Raw genomic sequence first — 26,303 nt, 5'->3', positions numbered from 1 at the left:
ATGATGCAGGGGACGCCCGGACAATACCGAAAAAGCAGCAAGTCTATGCCCGATAAATATGGTGGGTTTGACCGGGAGGCAACGAGAAGGAAGTCGGCTCAGGGCCTATTCCCGCATGACAGGCACTCCGGGGCCCCGATTGGTATTCTATCCCAAGTTTTGGTAAGTAGAGGACATGCATAAACTTTTCTCTACATTCGGCTTTGTATGTTGGTTCACCATGTGTGGCTGGACCATCACTTTCGCCCAAGATTTTGAGGTTGGGCAATCGGTGATTCTTGAAGCCATTAAACCAATCGGAGTGCCTCTCCATCGCAACCCGGCCCCGAGCTATCTGAAGCATGTCCCGACGGGCACCAGCGCTACCATTGAGGAGACTGCACAGAATGGACAATGGCTTTCCCTTCGCCTACCAGATGGGGAAACGGCCTGGGTGCATAAAAAATATCTCAAAGCCGGTTCACTGACGCCGAAACCACCTGCCAAACTCGGCCTTCCCCTGACCGCTGAGGGAGAAGAGCACGAAGTATGGGCCAGCCGGGATCAGTGCGAGACCGCCATCAAGCAAGGCAGCCGTATGGCTGCGCAATCTTCTGCCAAGATCCGGCTGGCTACATGGAATATTCGATGGTTTCCCATCGGTCAGCCCACAGATCACAAGGAGAATCATGCCGATCCGACCGACATCGACTGGCTGATCTGTGCGATCCGTTGGATGCAAATTGATATTCTCGCGGTCCAGGAAAGTCTGGCGACCCCGGAGGCCACCAAAGCCTGGGACAGGATCATCGCTTCGCTGAATCAACAGACGGGGGACACATGGCGGTGGTATCGCCAACCATGCGGCCGGCCCGAGGACCATCATGTCGGCCTCTTGTGGAACGACGCCCGCGTGTCCTTGTCGCAATTTGAAAGCTTGTGGCAGTTTAACGCGAGGGCAAAATCGGCTAATAACGCCTGCACCTTCGGATTACGCCCGGGGCAATATGCGTGGGTACAAGCCAGAGAACCCCATGGCGTAGATTTTCATCTGATTGGACTGCATTTAAAATCCGGTCCCACGGTGTTTGCCGTGGAGGATCGGCATCACGCGTTGAACGGGATTGATGAAGCGATCGGTCCCCTCCTCGGTCGCGATCGGGATGTGGTCATACTCGGGGACTTCAATACGATGGGTGCCGGCGATTGGCAATCAAGGAACTCCGAACTGAAAAACTTGCGTAGGAAAGTTGCCAAGGAAAAACCCGGGTTTGTTGATCTGACCTTACATCCGCAATGCTCCCACTATTTTCGCGGACGCGGTGGCTGGCTGGATCATGTACTCGTGCCTCAAGAGATGCAGGAAGTGACCGTCACCACAGTCCAGGTGACCGGCTATTGCGCCGTGGCAGGCTGTGAACGCATACGAGGAAACTATCCGCTCGCCTACCGCTTTCTCTCCGATCATTGCCCGGTCGTGTTGGAAATCGAGAATACCGATCAGGATTAAGCATCCTTCCACCTAACCCTCTCTCATTGCTCTCGATTGCCTCGCAATAATATGTTGGAATTCAAACTGATGGAAATTTAACTATTCAACAATTCCATTCTCTATTTCCGACGAAATCTTACCGCTTGCGTGGCTTCGATTTCTTGGGAAGACCGGCCTCGCCCCAACAGGAGAGAAAGGCCGTGAGAAAGGCATGCTCGCTTGAAGCTTCCACTGCCAGCGGTGCCAAGGCCATCCCCACCGCCAGGGCAATATGATAGCCGACCGACCGCGTCGCCACGGCCCGTTGATAGGCAGGATGGGCACGATTCACCCACACCGTTGACTCCACTAACCGCCCGATTTCTTGATCATCTACCCGGTCTTCAAATTGAATACCAAGCCCAAACCGGGCCGGAGCCCTTCGGCTGCCCCGGTCCGGCAGCAGAAAGTCAGACACAACCGAGGCATCTTCTCCCGGCTCGCGAGGCTCACGTGGGGTCTCCCCACCTGGGAGTTCAATGCCGGGAGGTTGAACGACGAGTTCTGGTTCCGTTTCCTGATCCTGCGGGACTTCTCCGGGAACCAACACCGCCCGCATAGCCTCGTAGGGGCCCGGCGTTCCCAACGGTAACCGCTTCTGCCCGCCCTTCCGATGTTCGACCAACGATCCCAGGAGCGGAAAGAGGTCGGAGAGATCTTCCAGCACGCGCTCAAGATCCCGTTCCAGCGGTCTGATTTGGCGGGGTGGCGTTTCCTCGACCGGACTATCCACCACGCCCCATTCTGAAAGTTGACGCTGAACGGCTTCCTGGATGGCTTTCCGATAGGCCAAATATGTCGCGCCTCGTGCTCCCACACGAATGAAATCCCCCTTATTCAATGTGAGGCTGGCCGCCAGACCAGGCACCTCAATCAGTCCGGAAATGTGTTCCCGTGCCTGCGGGGTAATCCCCAACCAATCCCACCCGGACTTGATGACTTTGCCAAAGGTGCTAATGGCCAATCCTTGGAGATCGTCGGGCAAAGAATTTCCCGTTCGCACCAGATATCCCACCGCAGAGGGTTTCCGTTTGCGCGCCAAGCGAATTTCCAAAGGCGCATGCAGCGGCGCCTCAAAGCGTTGAGGCGGCAGATCCACCCCATTGATTTCAAACGTCACCCCGTGGGGGTAGTGAGCATTCAGGATGGTGGAAAACGTGGGATCCAGCAACGGTTGGAAATGTCTTGAGATGGCCGCCTCAATAAATGCCTGATCCAGGAGTGGAGAGAGAATATTGTGGAGTTTCAGACGAACAGCAGTGCCTTGTTGGATCACCATGCCGATCGGAGGGACCCATTTCCAGGGAGCCCGATGCCGTGACGACAAATGCCATGTGGTCGACACATGCGTGTGTCCTCGCTTGGTTTCCGTCAGGACTTCCTGGCACACCAACAACCCCAGCTTAATACCCACACCGGCAAAGCCAATCCCCTGTCCCCGTCGTTTAGTGCTGGAGGCAATGTCATGATAGCGGGCTAAGTCTTTCCGTTGCATGCCCGACCCGTTATCTCTTACCATCAACGTTCCCGCGGACGGATTCACTTCCATCACAATCCGGCTGGCTCCTGAATCCAGAGCATTCGCAATGATTTCGGTAAGAATGGTGTCTTCGAGCGCGCCCGGATAGGCATCCCGCAAATCTTCAAGCAGATGAAGCAAATCAACCCGGGTTTCACCCATCGCGATCGTCTATCCCTTTTCTTAGGCCTTAAGCATCCCGTTGAACCTCATCAACGCAAAGACCGTGATGCATTATTCCGGACTTTTGAGGACCCGTCTGGCTTCGGCCTCCACAAACACCCGTTTCACCAGGGGATGCTTCACCTTAATATCCTTATCCAATGTGGCCACGCCGCGTTCCACCTCTTCGGACGTGACCCCGTCTCGAAAGTCCACACTCAGATTCACCAAAATAAAATTCGGTCCCATGTGCATGGTTAGGACTTCATTCACATGCTCCACGCCGGGAAGCTGATTGGCCATGTCACGAATGCTCTGAACCACTTCCTTATTAGCGCTTTCGCCAATCAACAATCCCTTGGTTTCGTACGCAAGCCACATGGCGATCCCCGCCAAAATCAACCCGATGATACAGGTTGCAATGCCGTCAATATAAACAATACCGGTCACCTGTCCCAACCAGATGCCAATAAAGGCCACCGCCAACCCCAGCACCGCCGCCGAATCTTCGAAGAGCACCATAAAGATGGTCGGGTCCTTTCCCCGTTGGACCGCTTGCAAATACGACCACTTTCCCTTGGCACGGGAAAATTCACGGAAGGCCATGTACCAGGCGGCACCCTCAAAGACGAGGGAGAGACTCAAGACGATATAGTTGACCATGGGGTTGATAATCGGTTTCGGATGGAGGATGTGCAACACGCCCTCATAGAGGGAAATTCCCGCGCCCAAGGCAAAGACCAGAATGGCCACTGCAAAACTCCAAAAATAGATTTCCTTGCCATACCCGAACGGGTAGCGCTCATCAGCCGGTCGTTTGGCGCGGTGGAGTCCATAGAGCAGCAGACCTTGATTGCCGGTATCCACCAAAGAATGGATGCCCTCGGCCAGCATCACGGAACTGCCGGTCATCGCCGAAGCGGCGAATTTGGTGACCGCAATGAGACTATTCCCAATTAAGGCCGCGTAGATAACTTTTTTTGAGGATGATGCCATCGGACCTGAAATTATACGAATAACATTTTGGGCGAGAGAACGCGCAATGTTACCTGATAGCCCGGATAAAAGTCCGGCCTCTGGTGTCTCATGGGATGCCTTTCCCTTCCGGCTTCCTGATGACGCGTAGGCACAACAACCAGATCCCAACCGGTATGCCAATCCACACCAGTTCACTGAGAAGCACGCCCATTCCCTCCTGGGATAAAAAGGCCGAGAGCCCAATCGGCGAAACGACTATCGGTCTCAAGGGAAAGAAATATCTGGTCGAGTCGAATGGCGCAAAAAAGGCAATGCCGAGCCCCCCATTGGTCAGGGCATCCAGAAACCCATGGGACAGGGTAACGAGACAGAAATACACGGCAAACACCCAATACGGTCCGGTCCCAAACGCAAGAGTTAGAGTGACCCACCGGGGCACCACCAAACCCACCAGCATGGCAAAGACAATGGAATGGGTGAATCCACGATGCCCCAACATATGCTCATACGGAATCCCGAGTGCCAGTCCCAGCACATCCACATCCGGAAAAAGACAACAGGCCATCGTGAACCACCAAAACCTTGCGGTGTGGAATGGAGTCCTCAGACTTTTGCCTATGGCATACGCCACCACCACATGTGCAAATGCTGAAGCCATCACCTTCTCCTTCTCTTCACACTCTTGCTATCATGAAGCCATTGGCGATTCCACCGGAACATTTATCCTTCCGTTTTGTCATTATGCAATCCGGTGTCGATGGGTACAGTAGGGATCATGCAGAATATATGGCTCCTCACTCTCTCATGTGATCCCCTGAAAGGTTTGCCTCACGGAAGTTTTGAATGATAATTTCCAAGGGCATATTGACTCGCAGTCGCGTTGCATATTAGAGGCCTCGGGGCGGTTCAAAAAAGTTCGTCCAGCAAGGCCGCAGTCATTTTTGCGCGCAGAGCGTACTTCCAGTACGTGAGCACGGGAAAATGGCAAGAACGCCGCTGGCGGCTTTTTTCAACAGCCCCCTCTCATGTCCGACGCCTGCCGTCTGGCCCTCAGGGAGGGACGCTCTCCTCAGTGGGCGGGCCTTGTTTGAGCCCTGCGAGTTGGACCGCCCTCTTAAGATTGGCGTCCGGTCGCTCTCCTAAGGCCAGACGGGGCGTCCATGGTTTTGCCTACTTTTGCCAAAACAAAAGTAGGTCGCCTGCCGGGGCGAAACCCGGCAACGCAGAAAATCGCATTAGACACGGGAGTAAACAAGTGCGATGCGCTCTTCACAACGCGTTTTACTGGCAAACTCCAAGAGGGAATCCAGATACACATTCTAAAGCTATAAGGCCAGAACCATAAATTTTGTATCATCCAACATAAGCTTCATCACTGCTCGCTCAACCATCAGCCCTCCTGTGTGAAGCAACCCATCCATCTCCATATGTTTAGACGAAACGATCCCAACTTCCTATCTACCAACCGCTTCTTTCGATTCCCTCTGTTCGGACTCTCCGTTCAGGGGTGGGCACTTCTCATCTTGCTATGGTTCACTTTCCCGTGGCTGACGAGTTGCGCCAACAATACCGTTGAACATGCCGCTCTACCCGATGGCAGGCCATCATCCTCTACTATCAGCAGCGCAGAATCCAACGGGACATTTCACCGTACCTCGCAGTATCTCACGATGCGGGACGGGGTCAAGCTTGCGGTGGATGTCTATCTCCCCGCCGACCTTACGCCAGGGCACACCGTTCCCACCCTCTTACACCAAACCCGGTATTGGCGGGCGATCGAATATCGCTGGTTGGTCTCCGCCGTCAAAGATGACGGTCCACGTGGGCTCATCGGGTCCTATGCCAAACGATTCCTTCAACAGGGCTATGCGTGGGTCGATGTGGATGTGCGCGGCTCCGGCGCGTCATTCGGAACCAGACCGATCGCCTATTCCCCTGAGGAAATCAAAGACGGCGCGGAAATTGTGGACTGGATCATCGCCCAACCCTGGTCGAACGGAAAGGTCGGGGCCATGGGTATTTCCTATAGTGGCGGAACCGCTGAAATGTTACTCGTCAATCAGCATCCGGCCGTCAAAGCGATTGCCCCGATGTATTCAGGATTCGATCTCTATTCAGAAATTATTTTTCCAGGTGGCATCCATCTCAACTGGTTTACCGAAACCTGGAGTGCGATTACTCATCGGCTTGACCACAATCAATTACCCCACGGAGGCGTCATCGCGAATCTCTTTATTCGTGGAGTGCGGCCGGTGGATGGCGATACGAGCCTTGATCTCTTGTCCCTCGCTCTGCAGGACCACGAGAAGAATTGGAGTCCGTACCGGGAAGCCTCGGAAATTGTCTTTCGAGATGACCCTCCACCATCGAGACAGGCCGCCAACATCGACGCGCTCAGCACGCAAACCTATGCCAACGACATTGCCAAATCAGGCGCAGCCATCTACAGCTACAGCGGGTGGTTCGACGGGGGATATCAACTGGCCGCCATCAAACGGTACCTCCACTACCAACAGCCGTCGCATCGGCTCATGCTCGGGCCATGGGACCACGGAGGGAAACGCCGGATCAGCCCCTATGCGCTGGGACCGGCGACATTCGACCATGCGGCTGAACTGCTGAAATTTTTCGATATTCATCTGAAGGGCGTGGCCACGGAAAACGCGAATGATCCACCGATCCGCTACTACACCATGGGCGAGGAACGATGGAAAGCATCGACTCGCTGGCCACCTGACTCCTTTCCACTTTCGATGTATTTCCAGAACGAAGGTGGGCTCTCGATGAATGCTCCTTCGGCAGAAAACATTCCAGATCGATACCAGGTAGATCTCACCACGGGAACCGGCAAACATTCCCGGTGGAACACTCTGGTGGGTATTTCGCTGAAAGATCCCTACCCCGACCGGAAAGAACAAGACCAAGATTTGTTGCTCTATACCTCGGAGCCGCTTTCAGACGCCCTCGAAGTCACCGGCCATCCGGTGGCCACCGTCTACCTTTCTTCCACCACTCAAGACACGAATCTTTTCGTCTACCTGGAAGATGTTTCACCCGAAGGGGACGTGCACTACGTCACCGAAGGCGAGTTGCGGGCCATCCATCGGCAATGGCAACCAAGCGACACCATCTTCACTTCGACAGGTCCCCTCCCCGTTCACACGTTTCGCCGTGCGGACGCCGCCCCGCTCGTTCCAGGTGACGTAGAGCCACTACTAGTCGAGTTGCTTCCCACGTCCTATCAATTCAAAAAAGGGCATCGCATTCGCATCGCCCTGGCAGGAGCCGACAAGGATCATTTTCAGAATTTGGATGGCCCGGCACCCACATGGGAAGTCTGGCACACACTCGATCGCCCCTCCAACATTGAATTGCCGGTAGTTCGCTGAGAGTTACCAACCCTAACAAGTTGCTGGAAAAGCGTATCCAAGAAAAATTGTCATCTTGAGTGAAACGAAAGATCGGAGCCCAGCCAAACTCGCATTCGCGTTTTAAATCGTCAAGAATTCCTCTTGGGTGTTCCCCCCCTAAAACGTTTAGACAGGTGAACGCATCCAGGTGTGTCCCCCATTCTCGTGTCAACGTGATGTTCGGTGTTGCCGGGTTTCGCCCCGGCAGGCGAGGCCCTTTTGTTTCGGCAAAAGGGCCCAAAACCATTGACGCCCCGTCTGGCCTTAGGAGAGCGACCGGACGCCAGTCTTAAGAGGGCGGTCCAACTCGCAGGGCTCAAACAAGGCCCGCCCACTGGGGAGAGCGTCCCTTCCTTGGGCCAGACGGCAGGCGTCGGAGCAGAGGTGAAAAAGATCAATGCCGATCAACCAGATCTGATTGAAAGTCTGCGTGATGCCGGTGAGGCGGAAGAATACCTGAACGCGGCGCTGGAGGAGGGCGATTCCGAATTGTTCCTGCTGGCGTAAAGGAAGGTGGCCGAAGCTCAAGGTTGGGTGGCCCAACTCGCCGAAAAGACTAAACTCAACCGCGAAAGCTTGTACAAGATCCTCTCCGAACGGGGCAATCCTGCACTCAAATGCCTCGATGCCCTCCTCCACGCGTTAGAATTCCGCCTCGCCGTCACGGCAAACCGATAGGCTTAACGAATTAAAAAGGGAAATGAGATCGCCACCGCCCGCGACGAAATTTTTAGATATTGAGTTGGGAGAACTGACCTCAAGCCCAAAAAAAGAGAAGAGTTTCAGGAATTTGGTGAGATAACTTTGTCTTTTGTCGGAAGACGCATGCGGATTAAAGGTTATCCTGGCTTGCACTGGCGGAGCTAATTGATGTTACTTGAATCGTAGGGTCACCAGGCATCCGAGGGGTGGCTTTTTTGCCATGGAAAAGAGGACTCACCAAATGGTTTAAGGCTTCTACCCGAAGATCCTCCACTGTACCCATAAGGTCAAAACCCGAGGCTGTGATAGTCTTTACTGCCTTATCTAAGTATTGAGAGTCAGGAGGCCACACAGCTGGTCCAAAGCCATCTACTTTTACATACGAGAGGGTCTGAAAGAAAAATTTTCTGGCTTCGGTGGTGGCAAGCGTCAATTGTTCACTTAACTTCTCTTTGAAGATCCCAAAATCACTCATTGCCACTTCATAAATTTCAATTACCGCGATAAGCGAGCGAATCGTATTCTCAAGGTCATTCGAAATCGCCAGAAGATCCTGTTTCGGAAAGGAGCTCTCTGGCATATCACCTGGACGAGACCCCAATGCATTTAATTCATTTAACGATTTCAAACCCATTACAAAGAGTACCGGGGAATTAATAAATCTTGCGAGTGGTACATGGGTGGCCTCAAGACGATTGGCTATTTTTTCATATACCTCTAACCTTAACTTGTCCGCAGCCTGTTTCCTATTGGCCTTAATCGTATTTTCATTTTGTAACTCAAGTTGCCAATGCAGATACAAAAATCCGACTACCATGCCAAGTAGTGACAAAACTGCTCTCGGCTCAAACCAATCAGTCCACTTTCCTCCACCTACATTGTGCAACATCACCGCCAGTAACAGAGCGGCAAAACAAGTAGCAGCAACAATGCGTCGCTCAAACCTCCCAAAGAACCTTTTAATACTTTCAGCTTTTTTCTCCATACCTTATCTCCACAACAGTTTAAGTGTCATATCCTGCAATCATACACAATTCCTATTGCGGGATTTAGAGCCGCCCTGCCAAGGACAATGAAACAGGATGCTGGAAAAGGCTACAGCTATCATAGGAGAAAGTAAAAACCAAGACAGGTGTGTTTTGCGGGGATATCGAAGGATAACTGAATCTCCACTCATATTGGGCAAGGTGGGTGGCTGAAGCCTCAGCTTTATCGTGGAGGCTCTACGATAAAAGATAATGTTTGACTGGTCTCGCGGAGAAAGATCGCCCAGAAAAAACCTCCACCGTTATCGGTTATAGTGAATCTATGGCGTTGAGGCGCAAACGACCGACTTCCAAACAATCTCACCCACGAACGAGGCGCAAGCGTGGGCTCACATTTACTCTGCTCTGGGGTTTCGTGTACCAGGGGTGGCGGGTGAGCCGTGCGGTCATGAGGAGGGTGCTGGCCTCCCATCCGATCGTTCGGGTGGTCCTGATCCCGACCCTCCTTTTTCTCCTGTGGCTTGGCCTCAACTGGGCTTTTCATACGTTCAATAAACCCACCGAAATCTTCTTTCCCTTAGACCAATCACTCAACAAGAGCCCGGTCCAGACCTGGAAGGAATACGAATCGCTTTTTCGGGAGCATGCGACTGCGGTCATCACACCGGAGTTTCTGGCCGCGCTGGCGCAGGTCGAGGGCGGGGGGAATCCTGTGGCGCGGACCTACTGGCGGTGGCAATTGACGTGGAATCCTTTAGAGCTGTTTAAACCGGCGTCGAGTGCGGTTGGAATGTACCAGATTACCGACGGGACCTTTAGCGAGGCGAGGCGCTATTGCATCCACGATCACGAGGTGGTCGAGGACGGCCCGTGGCACGATTGGAAATCGTGCTGGTTCAACAGCCTTTATACCCGCATCCTGCCGAGTCATGCCATTGAGTTGACTGCGGCGCTGCTTGATCGCCAAGTCACTCAGACGTTAGGACCGAAGCGGATCGGCAAGGTCACGCTCCAGCGGAAGCAGGATCTGGCTGCCGTGATTCACCTCTGTGGAGCGGGAGCGGGGCGCGCCTATGCCGCACGCGGGCTCAAGTTGACCCGCAATCAACGGTGCGGCGACCACGACGTCAGCGACTACCTGGCACGCATCAATGAGTTGAAGTTCGAGTTTGCCAAGCCAGCGGCCGGAGACAAAACAATTCGAAAGGGACGCTAGAAACCGTTATGAAAGAAAGATCTACACTCCACTATTCAGACATTGGCGGGGGTTATTGGATGGACAGCCGGTCCTCAACCTAAAGTCCACAAAGGAGGATCGGTGCCCAGGTCGAAAATCCCACTGCTCTGCTAGATCCTTCGTTCCACTCAGGATGACAATTTTTTTAGACCTTGGTCTGAACGTGACACACACTTGGCGGGGCTTTCGTTGCTGACCGACGCCTGTCGGCTGGCCCAAGGGAGGGACGCTCTCCTCAGCGGGCGGGCCTTGTTTGAGCCCTGCGAGTTGGACCGCCCTCTTAAGATTGGCGTCCGTTCGCTCTCCTAAGGCCAGACGGGGCGTCAATGGTTTTGGCCACTTTTCCCGAAAGAAAAGTGGCTCGCCTGCCGGGGCGAAACCCGGCATGTCTCGGTTAATCAACGAATTCCCGGTTAATGAAATGTGAGTACAGCCCTGAATGTTTGGCTTTGTGTAAATGTAAAGCAAAAATGTATTGGATTTTGCAGGCACGCCCTCTTCATCATTTTGATCTTGCCCACACATCCCATGGTTCCTTGATTCTGTGATTCATTTTATTGCCTGCACGTATTAGGTGATCATTACAAAATTCTACTCCTGCCAAAGGTTAGGAGTTTTTAAACCGGTCGATTATCTTTGTATTCGCCATTTCCCCATTCATGTTGCCTCCGGAGTATTCGTGCAGTTGAACCAGCGTTTTTTAGTCTCACTGTTCTCCGCTACGATCACATGAGGAACCCTCGTTTAAAGAGTCCGGGTGTCAATCCATGTGACGTTTCCGGATCGGCGTTTCACTTCCGCATACATATGCGCGGTACCGCCCTTTCCATCACCTCCGCCGCCATTCCACAAACAGATGAAGTGCACCTTCTCCACCCCATACCCCAATGCGGTGTGAAGCAGCCAGAGATTGCACCGTTCATACGGATCGACACCTTCGGATAGTGAGCCAAGGTGTTCGGGGGCCGAGCGGATTGCGGTTGTGAGCTTGGCTTTGGCGGCCACATACCGATCGCGCCAGGTTTCATCCCTACAGATGACAGACTTTTGAATAAACTCCGACTCGTGAAACGGTTGCATCCACTGGACGATCACCTTGCGATGCTGACAGGCCTCTGTGAACAGGAGATCGCCGCCACAAGCGCCTTGCGTGAGCGCAAGATCATCAGAGCCTGCGCCCAGTTGGTCTAAGACTTCGGCGATTTTCTGTGCCGCCACGGCTTCTTTATCTCTTGGGAAACGCGGAGGCTGTCTTCCCGGAGCATCAATCATATGACCGCTAAAGAGCAAAACCTGCCGGGGTTGCCACTGGTCTTGAGGTTCCACAATCGGATGTCTTGCATGGCCAAGGTTGGCTTTACCCATGTTTGTCTGATTTACCTTGTGCTGCGTGTTTGCCGCTCAATCGGGCTCGCTGAAAAACCCGTCAGTGCGAGAAGCATTTCTGGGAAATATGTCATTGTTGGACTTGCTGTTGCGCTTGGTTGTTTCCCCTTGGGAAGGATTGCGGCTTAATCAAGAAAATCCCATCGCGAATGGTCAACAGGGCCGCTGAGACCCGCGGCTCGGCATGCACCACTCGATTGAGTTCTTGAATGGCGGCCGTATGGCTATCCGGAGCAGGATGTATCAGCACATCTCCATTCCACAACACATTATCAATAAGTATGACGCCGTTATCCGATATTAACTCTAATGCCTGACGAAAATAATTTACATAGTTGGCCTTGTCGGCATCGATGAAGATCAGGTCAAACTTTCCAGTCATTGTCGCCATCGTTTCCAAGGCGGGACCGAGGCGAAGATGAATCTTCGTCCCATGAGGGCTCTGAGCCCAATACCGCTTGGCCATGTCCGTGGACTCAGGATCGATATCGCACGTGATCACCATGCCATCATCCGGAAGACATTCCGCCATACAGAGGGCGCTGTAACCGGTAAAGGTGCCGATTTCCAGCACCCGCCTGGCTCCCACACTCAATGCCATGACCTTTAAAAATGCGCCTTCCAATGGACCGACCACCATCTGGGGGCAGTCCATGTTTCGATAGGTTTCCTCCCGAAGTCGCCGACACACCTCCGATTCCGGCAAGGAGTGCGCTTCGGCATAGGCTTCAATGTCCGGCAGCACCAAGGATTTCATGTTGTTCCCCCTTTGCAGTCAACTCATCGCCATACGATTGATCTTCAATGACCCACATTGTCCTTCCCTTCATCCTCCTGCCGCAAGCCATCCCGTCCATTCTCTTATTTTTTCTCTCACTATTGCTTGGTTCGTCTTTCTGTGTCCGGGCCAATGGTCACAGGCTTCCACGCCCGGCCGGTTCTTTTCGTTCATCGGCAGATGCTTCTTGCCAATTTCTTGAGAGCTGCCTTACAGTGGTCCGGTTATCCGCTGAACCTTTTACCACTCTTTGAGGAAACGCTCATGTCCGCTGACGCTGCCCTTGATCCCCTGAAACAGACCTTGCGACAGATCCATCACCTGCATGATGCCGCAGCCGTGCTCTCCTGGGATCAGGAAACCTATATGCCTCCAGGAGGTGGAGCGGTTCGCGCGGAACAACTGGCCACTCTTCAAACGCTGGCCCATGATCAATTTGTTTCGCCTGAGATGGAATCCCTGCTTGGAACGTTTGTGGATCTCCCCACCGGCACGATTCATTCTCAGCACGCGTCTGCCTTGGACGAACCCTCACACGCTCTCCTTCGCGAGACCTGGCGGGACTTTTCCCGTGCGAAAAAATTGCCGTCGGCCTTCGTCAACCAGCTTGAGCGGGAATGCTCTTTAGCGCAACAAGTATGGGCGGAAGCCAGAAAGACGAATGACTTCCAACGGTTTTTGCCGAATCTGCAACGAATCGTGCACCTGAAGCAACAAGAGGCGGACTATTTGGGTTACGTGGATTCTCCCTATAACGCCTTACTCGACACCTACGAACCGGGATCGACCGTGGCTCAATTACGTCCACTCTTTGCCACCTTGCGGACGGAGCTGATTCGCCTGCTGGACCACATTCGACAGTCCCCTGTCCAACCCAATACCCACCTCCTGACGCAATCGTATGAGCAAACCCCACAAATGGACTTTGGCCGGCTTGTGCTCAAGCACATGGGCTATGATTTTCAACGCGGACGCCTGGATTTATCGGAGCATCCGTTTACGACGGCGTTCCATCCAACCGATGTGCGGGTGACCACGCGCGTCTTCGAAACGGATCTCCCCTCCTGTCTCTTTAGCTGTATTCACGAAGGAGGACATGGCCTATACGAACAAGGGTTACCCGCAAAACAATATGGCACTCCATTAGGTGAAGCCATTTCTCTGGGTATTCATGAAAGCCAATCCCGATTATGGGAAAATTGCGTGGGGCGATCCCGGCCCTTCTGGCAATATTTTTACCCGAAACTTCAGGAGGTTTTTCCGGCACAGTTGGGGCAAGTCAGTGCGGAAGATTTCTACCTGGCGATCAACCGGGTGGCCCCGTCGTTTGTCCGGGTCGAAGCCGATGAACTGACGTACAACCTGCATATCATGGTGCGATTTGAAATTGAGCTGGAAATTATTGAAGGCCGTTTGCATGTTGATGATCTGCCGGAAATCTGGAACGCCAAAATTCAGGACTACCTGGGGATCGTGCCTTCCTCCGATGCAGAAGGTGTGCTGCAGGACGTGCACTGGTCCTTTGGGGCGTTTGGCTATTTCCCCACCTACACACTTGGGAATCTGTATGCGGCCATGCTATTTCGGCAGGCCCACAAGGATCTCCCGGATCTCGACCAATCCATCAGTCAAGGTAACTTGCTTCCATTGAAAGGCTGGCTGAATGATAAAGTCCATCGTTGGGGACGACAGTATACGGCAACCGATTTACTCACCCGTGTGACGGGGCAGGCCCTGACTCCTGAACCCTTTATTCAAGACCTCAGACAGAAATTCGGCACCTTGTATCAATTTCCGACAACCGTTCCTTCGTCTTCCCCTCAGTAAATTTTCACATTTATTGGGCTTTTCACACTTCCAAGATACCACCTTCGACAGATTGCCCTTCAATCGTACCGCTCCCTAGCCTCACTCATTCATTCGTGGCCTTCTCCCTTTGAAAGGGAAGAACGGCAACGACACGTTTCAACCATTTTGAAAGGAGTGTGTGCCGTGAGGCTTCATTTACAACCAGTTTCGGTCTTCATGTTTGCTCTGGTTCTGTCGGTTGGCCTGTTGTTCCCTATGTCCTGGGCAGAAGCTACCGTGAACAAGATTGACATTAACACTGCCAGTCTTGAACAACTCGAAGCCGTCAAGGGCGTGGGACAGGATATCGCCCACAATATCCTCGCCTACAAAAATGATCATGGCGCCTTTAAATCATTCGATGATCTGGGGAAGGTGAAAGGCGTGGGGAAGGTCAGACTGGAAGCGTTGCGGGAAACCTTTACGGTTGGCTCAACCGCTTCGCCTGAAGAAGCCTCTCCTAGCAAGTAACCACAGCATTTTCAATTCACAAGAAGACCGAGGCCGGACCCATGTTCGGCCTCGGGCCTCTCATGGTCTCCTTACCCTCAATAAGCGGCACAGCCAGGATACACCGTCATCCGGATGTCGATGAGGCCTTAATACCCCATCGCCGTATTTAAGGATTTTACCTGTGCGGGTGAAAGCGTGATGGCTTCGGTCGCTTCAATCCGGGAGGGCACCAGCATAATGGTGTGGAAGGAAATATCCCGGATGGCAAGTTTTTGCTCCGGATTATCAGCAGGACCTAATTCCACTGCCTCCACGGCACTCATGATGGCGCTGGTATCCATAGGCCCATATTTCTCAACCACCGTGTGAATAATTTCCATAACCAGTTGATTGGCTTCGGGTTCCTTCATGATCTTCTCAACCAAGCCTACAACCCCCTCAGCCTGTTCCGTGACATCAAAATTCTCTATCCGTTCCTTTCTACGCAAGAAGAGCAAATCATTATCCACATCTTTGCTAAAGGCCCCATAGGGAAATCGGACAAATTCAAAATGCAACCCTTTCAATCCTTTCCCCAACATTTGCAATTCACAGAGGAATAATAATTGTTGAAGTTTCACGTCACTCATCAGACCCATCGATTCGGTCAAATGCAACGTATAAATCAGCAAAGCGCGGTCACCGGTCACTTCTGAGGGTTTTCTCATAGGTACTCCCTAAATTTCTCCACCAATACCAAAACGGAAAAATAATTCTTGATTACCCAGGATGATTGGGGTTTAATATATTCCTTCTTCATCTTACGAAAGATTTCACCATGCCTAAACCGGTCAAAGAACTTGAAACACTCAAGCATCATCTCCAAAAAAACAGCCTCAAACTGACTCGTCAACGCGAATTAATTCTGACAACCTTCCTGAAAATGGAGCATGTCACTGCCGAGCAGTTATATCATATCCTCGCCAAAAAAGACCCGCATATTGGCCTGGCCACCATCTATCGTACGCTCAAATTATTCTGTGAAACGGACCTGGCACAGGAACGCCATTTCGGCTCACAAACGCAATTCGATAATGTGTCTCATAAGGGTCATCATGATCACCTCATTTGCACCTCCTGCGGAAAGATAGTCGAATTTCAAAATTGCCAAATCGAAAATTTACAAGAAGAGGTGGCGAGAAAAAACGGCTTTACCATTCAAACCCATAAGCTGGAACTGTACGGTCTCTGCAATACCTGCCAAAATGCCTGATAAGGCTGGCTTTCTCTTTCCCTTCGTCCACAGATTTTTCCTTTTGATAACGAATACTTTTCAAATCGACATTGGTTCGACCCCTTATCGAACCAAAAACTACTTCATCCACAGGCTCATCTCCCTTCCTTGTCACCCGAAACAGCGTCTCAAATCAATGGGGGTTGTGTAACCTCTTGAATTTTTGAGATAAGATAGAGGCTCACGTGCTACATTTTCGGCATTCCAGTGTATAATACGAATTAGTCAGGAAATTCATAGATCAGGATGAATTGTCCCCTCATTTTTTCTATCAACATAGCGTTTTTCTCTTCGCGAAAGGAGGCTGTTCACATGACCACTACAGGCAACACGAACCACACACGAATGATCCCACTTTGGTCCGGTGTCTTGTCCTTAATTCTGGGATTCCCTGCTATGGGTCTGGCCACGGGATATGCAGGAGATGCGCACCACCCATCCGGGTATAGCACATCCCCCCACGGAGCAAGGACCTATGGTCATGGCCAGGCTCATCATGGCACGAGCATGTCGTATGGCACAGGAGGGAGCTCTCTCAAATCCGGACACGGCCCTCATCAAAGTGCCTCTGAATTCATCGAACACATTTTGAAATTCAAAGAAGGCATGGCCCTTACCGAGGAACAGGTCACCAAACTTCAGACGATTAAAACCGATTTTGAAAAAAGCAAAATTAAAATGAAAGCTGACATGCAACTGACCAGCCTGGATTTGCACGAATTGTTGCGGAATGACCAAGGGGACTTGGGCGCTGTTGAATCGAAGCTGAAGAGTCTTTATGAGATTCGTGCCGGCCTTTACCTGGCATCAGTAAAAGCCGGGCGGGAAGCCAAGGCCGTATTAACAGACGAGCAACGCTCCCGCATGAAAGCGGTCCATGATCGCATCAATGCCCATCAAGATGGCGGGATGACGAAAGGTCATCCAGGCGGATATTCCCACCACTCCAAGGACAAACAAGGCTAAGCAGCCCACATTTATGCTCAAAAAAAAGGAGGCTTCTTGCCTCCTTTTTTTTGATTGAGTGTTGAAAGCCTTGTTACGGCTCGAGGCTTAAGCGATTCTTCAGACCCGATGAGACAAACACGGTGCCTATCTGATCGACAATCACCCCTTCAACATCCGGCAGAGACTCAATGAGGGCCATGCCCTTGTCAGGACCCATGACAAAAATACCGGTGTCCAACCCATCGGCCATTACACCATCCTTGGCTATGACCGTGACACTTTGACATCCTCGAGCCGGATGAAGGGTCTTGGGATCAAGGATATGGTGAAAGCGAACTCCGTCTTTCATAAAATACCGTTGATAATCTCCCGCAGTGGAGACCGCTTCATCTTCCAACTCAATCCGCCCTAAAACTTGGCCCTGCTCCTTTCGGGGATGCTGGATACCAAAAACAAAGCGTTGGGTATCCGGCATACGTCCGAAGGTCTTAATATCCCCTGATAAAGCGACCACGCCTCCGGTCGCTCCTGCCGAACGCATCACGTGGGCAGCGAGATCGGCCGCATACCCTTTCCCGATCCCCCCAACATCAATAGACATCCCAGGACGCCTCAACCATACACTTCGCGTTGTTTCATCCAATTGCACGTTTGATAATTCTATTTGCGGGCGAAGCGCTTCCAGATCTTCCTGAGACGGAAGATGTCCTTCCCCGCTGACATCCCATGCGTTCACCGCTGGACCAAGGGCGATATTGAACCCTCCCTGCGTGAGTTTCGCCACCTCAAGCGATCGCGTGAGGACTTCAAAGGTTTCCTGACTCACCTGTATTGATTTCCGTCCCGCCGCAGCATTCACCTGTGATAATTCACTGGTTGGAATCCAGGTGCTCAGCAACTCTTCCAATCGCCGGATTTCATCAAGTCCCGCTTTGACCGCCCTCTGCGCAATCCTCTCATCTGCTCCAACCGCAGTGACAAACACCACGGTTCCCATCAGCATCTGACTGCGCTTCACCAAATGAGGCGTGCCCTGGCAGCCCGCCAGGAAGAGAATCAAAAAGCAGAGTCCAAGTATATTCTGCATTCGCCCCATGATAAATCTCCTATCTATAACAATAACGTTGATGGCAGAACAGCCGGAATTCAGGTTGAAAGAATTTATGTGGAATTATGGCGATTGAAGTATCGGAATCTGGGATAGGGCGTGACTTCGAACAATCGTGCCCGTAATAGGGGAGGTTCCGCCAGGGAGGACAGGACCACATTGGAAGAAAGAGATGGATAACGAACCGTCATTTCCACGATGGCTTTTACTGATTCGGAAACAATGGTTACCTCTAACTCTCTTGTATAATTCGGAGGATCGACCTGGAATCGCCAACCGCCGAGATACACTACTCCCTGGTCCGGAACTTCAAAGGTTAACGGAACGTCCGCACTGGATCGAAATACGCCTTCCTGAATAAATACCCGGGTCACTTGATACCGCCCGGGCATCAAGGACAGAAAAAAATAGGAGGAAGCCGCCTCAATTCCCACACGATACCTCCTTTGACCATCCATTGAACTGAATTCAAGTGAAGCTAATTCCGGGAGGTAAATTCTTCCTGACGGCTCTCTCTGCCACACCTGAATGTGTCCGAAAACCAGGGGCTCTGTGAGGTCTTCTTGAGAGGGATGGGACGGGAGCTGATACGCGCATCCCATACTCATTCCAACAAGCATCCCTAAAAATGCCAGACAACAAGCACGAACATTCAGCATGGCCATCCCGTCATCATACCGCCTATCTTCTCCACAAATTGGCACACATAAAAAAATACGAAAAAATTAAGGCCTTCTTGACAGAAGCCAGACTCATGCGGTATTAAGGGCCTTGTTAATAACAGTTATCAATTTCAAAATTAACAATAATTACATTCAACATCAAGATGATTCAAGGAACAGAAATAGCTTCTCCATGCACCACCAGCTCAGAGGCACGCTGTCATTGCGGGCAACTGATGGCCATCTTAAAAAAAGATGGAGTGGAATTGAAATGCAAACGCTGCAAGCGTCTTGTTTTCATTCCTTTTACATTACTGAACCCCTAATGAAGGGGGTGACCTTTCGAGTGAGGGTACTCCTGAAAATGCATTGCATTCCGATTTACGGTTCCTTCTGATTTCTTCCATCGAGGACCCCGAGTCCCCTACCCTTTTCCTGAGGACCTCCGCGTCCCAATCCTATTATATAGGAGGTTTTCATTCATGAAGAAGCTCGCTATCGGGGTCCTAATGGGCCTCTCGGTGTTTTCAGTTTTTCCGGCCTTCTCTGCCTCAGGCGAAGAAGCTCTGACGCCGGCTCAACAGGAAGCGGTTCGACAAGCGGTCCAAGACTATCTGAAAGGGCAAGGGTCTCCAGAGGCAACCAGGCCACCGATGCCCCAACCAGGAACCGCCCCGGACCCACTAGATTCGGGTAAAAACCTTCAGGACCTTGGCACGTTTAAAGGGAAGCGTCAAAAAGCCGATTCCTCCATGCAAGGGTCAGGAGGTCTGATCTATGCCCGTCCCTTTGTCTCCTCTCCCAAAGCCATCGTCGGCGGTTACATGGATATCGAGTACTTCAATCGCAAAAATCAAGGGAACAGCTATTTCGATCAGCATCGATTGGTACCTTTCATTTACGGGGATATCAGCGAGCGCGTGAAATTCGCGGCGGAAATTGAATTCGAGCATGGAACCAACGACATTAAGGTGGAATTTGCCACCATCGACTATCTCTTACAAGAACCCATTAACTTGCGGGCGGGCATCATCCTCGTTCCACTTGGAAAATTCAACCTCCTGCATGACGCCCCACTCCGTGATCTCACCGAACGCCCACTCGTCAACCAACGGATCATCCCAACAACGCTTCACCAACCTGGCGTTGGAGCTTACGGCACGTTCTATCCCACCTCTCTCTCAAAGCTGGATTATGAATTCTACGTCACCAATGGATTTACCAATGCCTTTGGAGGAGACGGAAATCCTAATAACACGTCCAATATCAACCAAACCAACGGAATCCGCTCGGCCCGCTCAAGCAACACCAACTTTGACAATAATAACGGCAAATCCCTAATGGGACGTGTCGCGTTCAGCCCCGTTTTGGGGGTGGAAGTCGGTGGTTCGGGATTTTATGGAAATTATGGCTCAAATGATGATAATCAATTGGCCATTTGGGCTCTGGATTGGACCTTCCAACGAGGCCCCTTTGAATTCATCGGAGAAAGTGCCTGGGCTTACGTCAAGGACAATAATATCAATCAAGACGGAACCCAGAACGGCAATCCACGCAGAATGCAGGGGTATTATTTACAAGGGAATTACCATTTCCTTCCGGAATGGCTAACCAGAATGGCCCCCAGCTACTTCAAGCAGGAAGTCTCTACCTTCACAGCTATAGTCCGCTGGGAACAAATGAATCTGGGACAGGACTTAAATGACAACACCGAAGCCGGAAAATTGGGGGAATGGCAACGCTGGACCTTCGGCCTAAACTTCCGTCCCACGGAGGATACCGTCTTTAAAGCCGACTTCCAATACACTCCGGTCGGTCGTGATGGGAATGAACGTATACACGACACGGCGTTTGTGGCATCCTGGGCCACGTACTTCTAAGAGTTCTCTTTAAGGGGGGGGCAGGAAAACAGAGAGAAAAGGCTAAGCCTTTTCTCTCTGTTTTTTATATTCAACCAGTCTCGAAATATATGGACCACATCAGACCAGAATTCAAAGACCCTACCGGTTGACCGCCTTGAACATCGGGTGATACAATTCGAAATTATTTATCATAATGAGAATCATATTCAAATAAATCGAAAATCATTCTCGTTTTTTAATTCATCCAACTCGATCATACTTTCATATTGTTTTTTATGTGGAATCTTTCTCTTTCTTCCCTGATTCGTGGAATCTCAATTTTTGTATGCCCAATGTTTTTTCTGAGCTGCGCCTTCCTTTCCGGTCAGGACCTGGTTGTCGATCGATACATGGCCTGTCCAATTGATTCCGTATGGAATTCGTCCCTGGAAACCCTCAGGGCCTATCCGGTAACTAAGAAAGACAAGTCCAACGGAGTAATCGAAACCGGATGGCGGGTGGAATATGTGGAAGGCGCCAAGTATGGCCTTTTCCAACGTGAAGGCATGGGGGATAAAGAACGATCGCAACTGACCCTGACCATGAAGTCCCTCGATTCCAATGCCGTGCGCCTTCAAATTGCAGAACGGCGGCAACATTGGGGATTCCGTGGCGGGGCCAGACTTTATGATTGGTATCCGGTCGAACCTTCACAACAAGCCGTGAATCACATTTTAAACAACTTAACCGAAAAACTTGAGGCTGAAGGATGTTTCATCGAATCCTGATTATCCTCACACTACTTTTTCTTGGCCTGACCTCAATGACTCAGGCCCAAGAGGAGCGAATTTGGGATCAGGATTTGAACCGATACCTCACGCCCCAAGAAATGGTTCAAGAGGACATCTATCTGACTCCGGAAGAAGCCGCAAAATTGACATTTCCTGAATCCAATTCCATCCGATTGGAGGTCATCAATCTCACCCAAGACCAGAAACGACTCATTGAGGAACGAATTGGATGGCAATTTCCGGAATCGACCTTTGAATGCTTCATTGGAGAGACCAATGGAAAAATTGATGGATGGGCCTTCATCCAAAATACAATTGGTAAGCATAAGGCGATGACCTACATGGTAGGCGTTGACCCCGATGGAGAAGTTACCAACGTGGAAGTATTGGTATACCGAGAATCACGGGGAAGCGAGGTGGGAAAAAAACGATTCAATTACCAATACCAAGGAAAAACAGTTGAGGACCCCATTCGGATCAACCGGGATATCATCAACATTTCCGGCGCCACCATGTCGGTGCGTTCCATGAGTGCCGGCGTTAAACGCGCCCTGGTCCTGGCCCATGAACTCTACTTACACACCCAGAGCCCAGGCTCTTCCATCAATACTGCCAGCCGATCGGACAAAAACTTTTTGGAGTCCCTGCTGGGGTTCTAACCTCCTGCAAGAATGGAATGCGAAATTTCAATGCCCGCTTCCGGCTTCGTGATACCGACCGCCATATCCGCTTAGTCTATACCTGGTTTCTCCTGCTCATGCTCGTAGGATTTATATTCACCTTTTTCTGGGCTCATAGCATGACCGAATTAAGTCTCAAAGGTCTTGCCGAACATTACCGAGGATCGGATGCAACTTTTGGTGAACCAATGCCGTTTGGTCAACTGGCCGAGACCACACATTTCCATCTGTTTACCATGCCGGTCACATTCATGATTTTGGTCCATGTGCTCTATCTCACAATGGTCAGCCCCACACTAAAAGTGGTTACGACATGGATGGCCTTTGTCGGGGTTACCCTGGATTTGATTTCACCTTGGCTGATTGCCTATGTATCCCCAATCTTCACCATCGCCATGTTGACCGGAGACATCCTGATGGTTGTGGGATTTCTCATCATGTTCGTCATACCCATGTATGAAATGTGGTGGCAAAAATCCGCCTTTATGATGCCGGAGTCGGATGACTGACTTTTGCCATTTTCCCGATTGGAGGAGCATTCTTTACCAGGAACCATGGCTAGACGCGGGTCACTTCAGCCACCAGTTGGCTTAAAACGGCTACTGGATCTTATGATGGAATGCGACAAGAACCTTCTCACTCAATCGAATCAGACGGCCAAGCTTTCATGAGAGAGGAACAGATCCTTCGTCCACCTCCTACATCGGCATGGCCAAGGGTTCCTTGTTATCATGGATTTGGAAAATGGATAGGCATCATCCTCTTTTCCATGCTTCTTTCTGCTTGCGCACCAGATTTGTATTGGGCAAAACCAGACGCAGGCAAGGGTGAATTCGAACAGGATCTGCGCTCATGTCGGGAAATCCTGATCAATGAGGTACAGTCCGAGACTTCATTGAACCCATTCAGCAAAGGAATAACTGATGATGCCTTGGCACAATGCATGAACAGCAAGGGCTGGTTTTTGGCTGAAAAACCATAAATACTGACTTTTGGAATGATTCATTTTCCAAAAGTCGCCCATGTTTGCCTTAACTTGTTGCCCGGATATTTTCCAATAGGCAGTAGATTTCCATGGATGTTCGTCGCACCGCATAAATGAATTCCTTGCCAATGAGAGCACTGATGATGCCAGAGTCTGACGACTAAGTACGTCTCACCATATTTCTAAGGCCCGAGACTTTTTGAGTCCAGAGCCCATGAGCTGCCAGTGTATGCTCATGGGCTTTTTTTGTGTTCAAGAATGGTATTGGGCTGATTCTTAAAATATCCCGAGGATGAATACCCTTACATTCATCCTCATGTAGGCGAGGGGGTGGGCCTCCTCCTGTCCCCCTCGCCTCGCTCCGCCTCAACACATGACGTGTGAGGTTACGTTCACCATTAATCCATAAGGGAGATCAAAGAGGATTTCTCCGACCATTCATTCATTTTAAAGCGAGGTGCCCCCGTGAACGTCAAAAAATCTATTCTTTTCTCTTTCGCTCAGGTCTTTTGTATTACAGTACTCACCTCAACTCTATCCTTTTTCGTCAATGCACCTCTGGTGTTCGCCCAGGAAGCCGAAGAAGCAGATCCTCCGGAAGTTACCAACGGTGAACGGTTGTTTCTGGAAACCCGATTTGCTCAATTATTTAAAATTTTTCTGGAGGACGGGGGCGATGTGAATGATCCCTTGACGCAAGGTGATTCCGCCCTCGACAACGTGGCGAATGCCAAACTCCCACCCGATCAATTTGCCGATGGCCCGTTTACGGGTCAATCGATGAACTGCCGGAGCTGCCACTTTGTAGACGAACTTCTCGATATTCCGAACTACGGAATGAATACCTATTCGGATTTTGCACGACGGAGTCCTATTCCAGCCCGGGAAGATGGAAAACTCACCGCGGTCCGAAACGCGCCACCGCTCGTCAATGCCGCTCTTCCTCGACAAATGTTTTTTCTTCATGCCGATGCTGAGTTCCCAACGATGGTAGATTTGGTTAAAGGCACACTCACCGGACGGAACTTTGGATGGCTTCCCGACGAACAGGAAACCGCCATCTCACATATTGCCAGGATTATTCGAGAAGACTCAGGAACCGGAGATCTGGCACAGGAGTTTGGTGGGCTGTCCTACCGTGTCCTGTTCACCGGAACCGACCCAGCTATTCCTCAAGAATTTCTGATTCCTGAAGATTTTCGTGTTGAGGTTTCTCAAGCCACCGACCGACAACTTGTCCAGGCCGTTTCACAACTCATCGCCGCCTATACGGACCAACTCCTTTTCTCACAGGATGACGAGGGAAGCTTCAATCTTTCTCCTTATGATGTCTTTCTTGAAATTAACAGTTTGCCCCGTCAACCCGATAAGTGGGAGTCTCCCAGTTCATATGCCCGTCGATTGCTTCAACAGATTAAATTTCTCGAATCATACGATCCGGACAATTACTCCCGATGGCCCTCAACCTCTTCTTCCGATGGCCCGACTCTGCAATTCGTTGAGAAGAATCCCCATACGGCAGATGGCCAATTTCAATTCCATGATCAACCGTTCACTTTTGGGCCTGAAGAATTAACAGGGCTGAAAATCTTTTTCACCCAACCGGGTCGACACAAGCATCGTCATAAAGGTCATCACATTCGGCCCAGCGACCAAGCCAAGGGAAGAATTGGGAATTGCATTGCCTGTCATACGCCACCAAATTTTACCGACTTCCGTTTTCACAACACGGGAATTGCCCAAACGGAGTATGAACGCATCCACGGCCGCGAATCGTTTTCCATGTTGGAAATACCAGGATTGCATCAACGAAATAATAATATCGAAGTCTACCTGCCTGCCACGGCAAAGCATCCTCATGCTCAAGAACCATTCCGCGCTATTCCCTCGCCGGACAATGCCCAATGGACTGATCTGGGAATTTGGAATATTTTCTGGAATCCTGATTTCCCCGAATCTCAACTACCCATTTGGTCAATCCTCTGCGAGGACGCCCTCAATGAACACTTTGGGATATTTCGTGGCTTCCAATCCTGTCGACCAGATCGACTCCTCCCGAGAGCAATTGGGGCTTTCAAAACTCCCGGCCTCCGGGATTTAAGTCATTCGGCTCCATATGGTCACGCCGGTATCGCCGATACCCTTAAAGATGTGATTCAAGGGTATATTACAAATTCCGATTTAGCGCGAAAAGGCATGCTTCGCAATGGCGATTCCCAACTGAAAAGCATTGTCTTAATTGAAGAAGACATCCCGGCCTTAACGGCATTCCTACGATCGTTAAACGAAGACTACGAGTAAACGAGGAACATATCGCCTCAACCAAAGCCTTCCAAACGGAACTCTACCAACTGGAAGAAACTGAACTTCCTAAGGCCCACGGTGAATCATTCACCGTGGGCTTGTTTTTGACTACTTCATCTTGCAGGAAGCTTCTATCGCTTCCACCGCTCGGAAAGGCAAGAACAAAAAATCACCTAAAGCCCTACACCGGCAGGAACTTCCTTTGAAGATGATTTGCCCTGGTTCTTTCCTCTTCCCAATCCGATTCAGTCCTATTTTCATCATTTAAGTGACTTGGTTTTCAGTAAATTGCCCGAATATCCTTCACCTTAAGGCCGATTTCAATACGTTCAGGAAGGTTCGGTCCATTAGGGAGAAAAGGCTCGAAAGCATGGACGACGGGTTGGCGCGATGTTGGCAACATTAACCATCAAATGGCCAGCTATTCCGGGAGAAGAAGAGGGTGTAAGAAAGATCCTTCTCGTAAGGCAGGGTTTTGTTGAAGTCGGCCAAGTACATACAAAGCGACACGGTAAAAAACCAAACTTAAATATCCCTCTCACCGAACTCATGTTTTGTTGCGGGCTGACGAATGCGATGCGTCTTCCTGAGCCCTCTATATTAAATGAAAAGAGGAATGGCCCCTTCAAATCCTAGGTTCGGCAGGAAGGCCCCCGAAGTATGCGCGCGACTAAATACGGCAAGGATCTGGCCAAATCCTGCAGCAACAGGTGAAGAACCCGTATTGCCCGTTTATCGCCGC

24 protein-coding genes are annotated in these 26,303 nt (G+C 51.0%); 15 read left to right on the top strand and 9 right to left on the bottom strand.

What is annotated here, in order from left to right; genetic code table 11:
* The first annotated feature begins 175 nt into the window (after nucleotides 1-175).
* On the top strand, nucleotides 176-1,489 hold the full coding sequence (locus ACTRXD_RS07000; RefSeq protein ID WP_442431125.1) for an endonuclease/exonuclease/phosphatase family protein: 1,314 nt from the start codon (nucleotides 176-178) through the stop codon (nucleotides 1,487-1,489).
* 118 nt (nucleotides 1,490-1,607) lie between these two features.
* Here the strand turns inward: ACTRXD_RS07000 and ACTRXD_RS06995 are convergent, their stop codons facing one another.
* The 3 genes from ACTRXD_RS06995 to ACTRXD_RS06985 form a co-directional block, all read right to left on the bottom strand.
* Entirely contained in the window at nucleotides 1,608-3,191 is a 1,584-nt protein-coding gene (locus ACTRXD_RS06995; protein ID WP_442431124.1) for an ATP-binding protein, read from the bottom strand.
* A 72-nt stretch (nucleotides 3,192-3,263) separates the two neighbouring features.
* On the bottom strand, nucleotides 3,264-4,187 hold the full coding sequence (locus tag ACTRXD_RS06990; RefSeq protein ID WP_442431123.1) for a cation diffusion facilitator family transporter: 924 nt from the start codon (nucleotides 4,185-4,187) through the stop codon (nucleotides 3,264-3,266).
* 88 nt (nucleotides 4,188-4,275) lie between these two features.
* Nucleotides 4,276-4,827 (bottom strand): metal-dependent hydrolase, encoded by a 552-nt coding sequence (locus ACTRXD_RS06985; RefSeq protein ID WP_442431122.1) that lies wholly within the window; start codon nucleotides 4,825-4,827, stop codon nucleotides 4,276-4,278.
* 865 nt (nucleotides 4,828-5,692) lie between these two features.
* Between ACTRXD_RS06985 and ACTRXD_RS06980 the strand changes: the two genes are divergently transcribed.
* From ACTRXD_RS06980 to ACTRXD_RS06970, 3 genes are all read left to right on the top strand, one after another.
* Nucleotides 5,693-7,558, top strand: a complete 1,866-nt coding sequence (locus ACTRXD_RS06980) for a CocE/NonD family hydrolase (protein WP_442431121.1) — start codon at nucleotides 5,693-5,695, stop codon at nucleotides 7,556-7,558.
* Between the two features lie 240 nt (nucleotides 7,559-7,798).
* Nucleotides 7,799-8,086, top strand: a complete 288-nt coding sequence (locus ACTRXD_RS06975) for a hypothetical protein (RefSeq protein WP_442431120.1) — start codon at nucleotides 7,799-7,801, stop codon at nucleotides 8,084-8,086.
* 6 nt (nucleotides 8,087-8,092) lie between these two features.
* A complete protein-coding gene (locus ACTRXD_RS06970) occupies nucleotides 8,093-8,257 on the top strand; it encodes a helix-turn-helix domain-containing transcriptional regulator (RefSeq protein WP_442431119.1) in 165 nt (54 codons plus the stop codon).
* 154 nt (nucleotides 8,258-8,411) lie between these two features.
* Here the strand turns inward: ACTRXD_RS06970 and ACTRXD_RS06965 are convergent, their stop codons facing one another.
* The gene (locus tag ACTRXD_RS06965) at nucleotides 8,412-9,266 is read right to left on the bottom strand and encodes a hypothetical protein (protein WP_442431118.1); all 855 of its coding nucleotides are present in this window, start codon (nucleotides 9,264-9,266) and stop codon (nucleotides 8,412-8,414) included.
* A gap of 257 nt (nucleotides 9,267-9,523) precedes the next feature.
* On the opposite strand from ACTRXD_RS06965, the gene ACTRXD_RS06960 reads away from it, so the two are divergent.
* Nucleotides 9,524-10,483 carry a lytic transglycosylase domain-containing protein gene (locus ACTRXD_RS06960; protein WP_442431117.1) on the top strand — a complete coding sequence of 320 codons (960 nt, stop codon included), beginning with the start codon at nucleotides 9,524-9,526 and terminating at the stop codon, nucleotides 10,481-10,483.
* A gap of 765 nt (nucleotides 10,484-11,248) precedes the next feature.
* Here ACTRXD_RS06960 and ACTRXD_RS06955 read toward each other — a convergent pair.
* Together ACTRXD_RS06955 and ACTRXD_RS06950 are read right to left on the bottom strand one after the other, a co-directional pair.
* Nucleotides 11,249-11,869, bottom strand: a complete 621-nt coding sequence (locus tag ACTRXD_RS06955) for a hypothetical protein (protein WP_442431116.1) — start codon at nucleotides 11,867-11,869, stop codon at nucleotides 11,249-11,251.
* Between the two features lie 91 nt (nucleotides 11,870-11,960).
* On the bottom strand, nucleotides 11,961-12,647 hold the full coding sequence (locus ACTRXD_RS06950) for an O-methyltransferase (protein ID WP_442431115.1): 687 nt from the start codon (nucleotides 12,645-12,647) through the stop codon (nucleotides 11,961-11,963).
* A gap of 285 nt (nucleotides 12,648-12,932) precedes the next feature.
* Here ACTRXD_RS06950 and ACTRXD_RS06945 point away from each other — a divergent pair, with 285 nt between their 5' ends.
* Together ACTRXD_RS06945 and ACTRXD_RS06940 are read left to right on the top strand one after the other, a co-directional pair.
* Nucleotides 12,933-14,495, top strand: coding sequence for a carboxypeptidase M32 (locus ACTRXD_RS06945; RefSeq protein ID WP_442431114.1), 1,563 nt, complete (start codon nucleotides 12,933-12,935; stop codon nucleotides 14,493-14,495).
* A gap of 165 nt (nucleotides 14,496-14,660) precedes the next feature.
* The gene (locus ACTRXD_RS06940) at nucleotides 14,661-14,987 is read left to right on the top strand and encodes a ComEA family DNA-binding protein (RefSeq protein ID WP_442431113.1); all 327 of its coding nucleotides are present in this window, start codon (nucleotides 14,661-14,663) and stop codon (nucleotides 14,985-14,987) included.
* A 128-nt stretch (nucleotides 14,988-15,115) separates the two neighbouring features.
* On the opposite strand, the gene ACTRXD_RS06935 is transcribed toward ACTRXD_RS06940, so the two are convergent.
* Complete coding sequence (locus ACTRXD_RS06935; protein ID WP_442431112.1) at nucleotides 15,116-15,676, bottom strand: hypothetical protein; 561 nt, start codon at nucleotides 15,674-15,676, stop codon at nucleotides 15,116-15,118.
* 110 nt (nucleotides 15,677-15,786) lie between these two features.
* On the opposite strand from ACTRXD_RS06935, the gene ACTRXD_RS06930 reads away from it, so the two are divergent.
* A complete protein-coding gene (locus ACTRXD_RS06930; protein WP_442431111.1) occupies nucleotides 15,787-16,221 on the top strand; it encodes a Fur family transcriptional regulator in 435 nt (144 codons plus the stop codon).
* A 333-nt stretch (nucleotides 16,222-16,554) separates the two neighbouring features.
* Nucleotides 16,555-17,208 (top strand): Spy/CpxP family protein refolding chaperone, encoded by a 654-nt coding sequence (locus tag ACTRXD_RS06925; protein WP_442431110.1) that lies wholly within the window; start codon nucleotides 16,555-16,557, stop codon nucleotides 17,206-17,208.
* Between the two features lie 73 nt (nucleotides 17,209-17,281).
* On the opposite strand, the gene ACTRXD_RS06920 is transcribed toward ACTRXD_RS06925, so the two are convergent.
* Together ACTRXD_RS06920 and ACTRXD_RS06915 are read right to left on the bottom strand one after the other, a co-directional pair.
* Complete coding sequence (locus ACTRXD_RS06920) at nucleotides 17,282-18,286, bottom strand: FAD:protein FMN transferase (protein ID WP_442431109.1); 1,005 nt, start codon at nucleotides 18,284-18,286, stop codon at nucleotides 17,282-17,284.
* 65 nt (nucleotides 18,287-18,351) lie between these two features.
* Nucleotides 18,352-18,957, bottom strand: coding sequence for a hypothetical protein (locus ACTRXD_RS06915; RefSeq protein ID WP_442431108.1), 606 nt, complete (start codon nucleotides 18,955-18,957; stop codon nucleotides 18,352-18,354).
* 485 nt (nucleotides 18,958-19,442) lie between these two features.
* Between ACTRXD_RS06915 and ACTRXD_RS06910 the strand changes: the two genes are divergently transcribed.
* From ACTRXD_RS06910 to ACTRXD_RS06885, 6 genes are all read left to right on the top strand, one after another.
* The gene (locus ACTRXD_RS06910; RefSeq protein ID WP_442431107.1) at nucleotides 19,443-20,840 is read left to right on the top strand and encodes a hypothetical protein; all 1,398 of its coding nucleotides are present in this window, start codon (nucleotides 19,443-19,445) and stop codon (nucleotides 20,838-20,840) included.
* Between the two features lie 371 nt (nucleotides 20,841-21,211).
* Nucleotides 21,212-21,589 (top strand): DUF3576 domain-containing protein, encoded by a 378-nt coding sequence (locus tag ACTRXD_RS06905; protein ID WP_442431106.1) that lies wholly within the window; start codon nucleotides 21,212-21,214, stop codon nucleotides 21,587-21,589.
* The gene (locus ACTRXD_RS06900; protein ID WP_442431105.1) at nucleotides 21,571-22,251 is read left to right on the top strand and encodes an FMN-binding protein; all 681 of its coding nucleotides are present in this window, start codon (nucleotides 21,571-21,573) and stop codon (nucleotides 22,249-22,251) included. Before ACTRXD_RS06905 ends, ACTRXD_RS06900 begins: the two co-directional genes overlap by 19 nt.
* A 17-nt stretch (nucleotides 22,252-22,268) precedes the next feature.
* Nucleotides 22,269-22,781 carry a hypothetical protein gene (locus tag ACTRXD_RS06895; protein ID WP_442431104.1) on the top strand — a complete coding sequence of 171 codons (513 nt, stop codon included), beginning with the start codon at nucleotides 22,269-22,271 and terminating at the stop codon, nucleotides 22,779-22,781.
* Nucleotides 22,782-22,891: 110 nt separating this feature from the next.
* Nucleotides 22,892-23,254 (top strand): hypothetical protein, encoded by a 363-nt coding sequence (locus tag ACTRXD_RS06890; protein ID WP_442431103.1) that lies wholly within the window; start codon nucleotides 22,892-22,894, stop codon nucleotides 23,252-23,254.
* 468 nt (nucleotides 23,255-23,722) lie between these two features.
* Nucleotides 23,723-25,558, top strand: a complete 1,836-nt coding sequence (locus ACTRXD_RS06885; RefSeq protein WP_442431102.1) for a hypothetical protein — start codon at nucleotides 23,723-23,725, stop codon at nucleotides 25,556-25,558.
* Nucleotides 25,559-26,303: the final 745 nt, after the last annotated feature.

The organism is Nitrospira sp. T9, from assembly GCF_052156535.1.
Classification (GTDB): domain Bacteria; phylum Nitrospirota; class Nitrospiria; order Nitrospirales; family UBA8639; genus Nitrospira_E.
The sequence above is the reverse complement of the archived record's forward strand: the minus strand, read 5'-3'. Positions and strand labels throughout refer to the sequence as shown.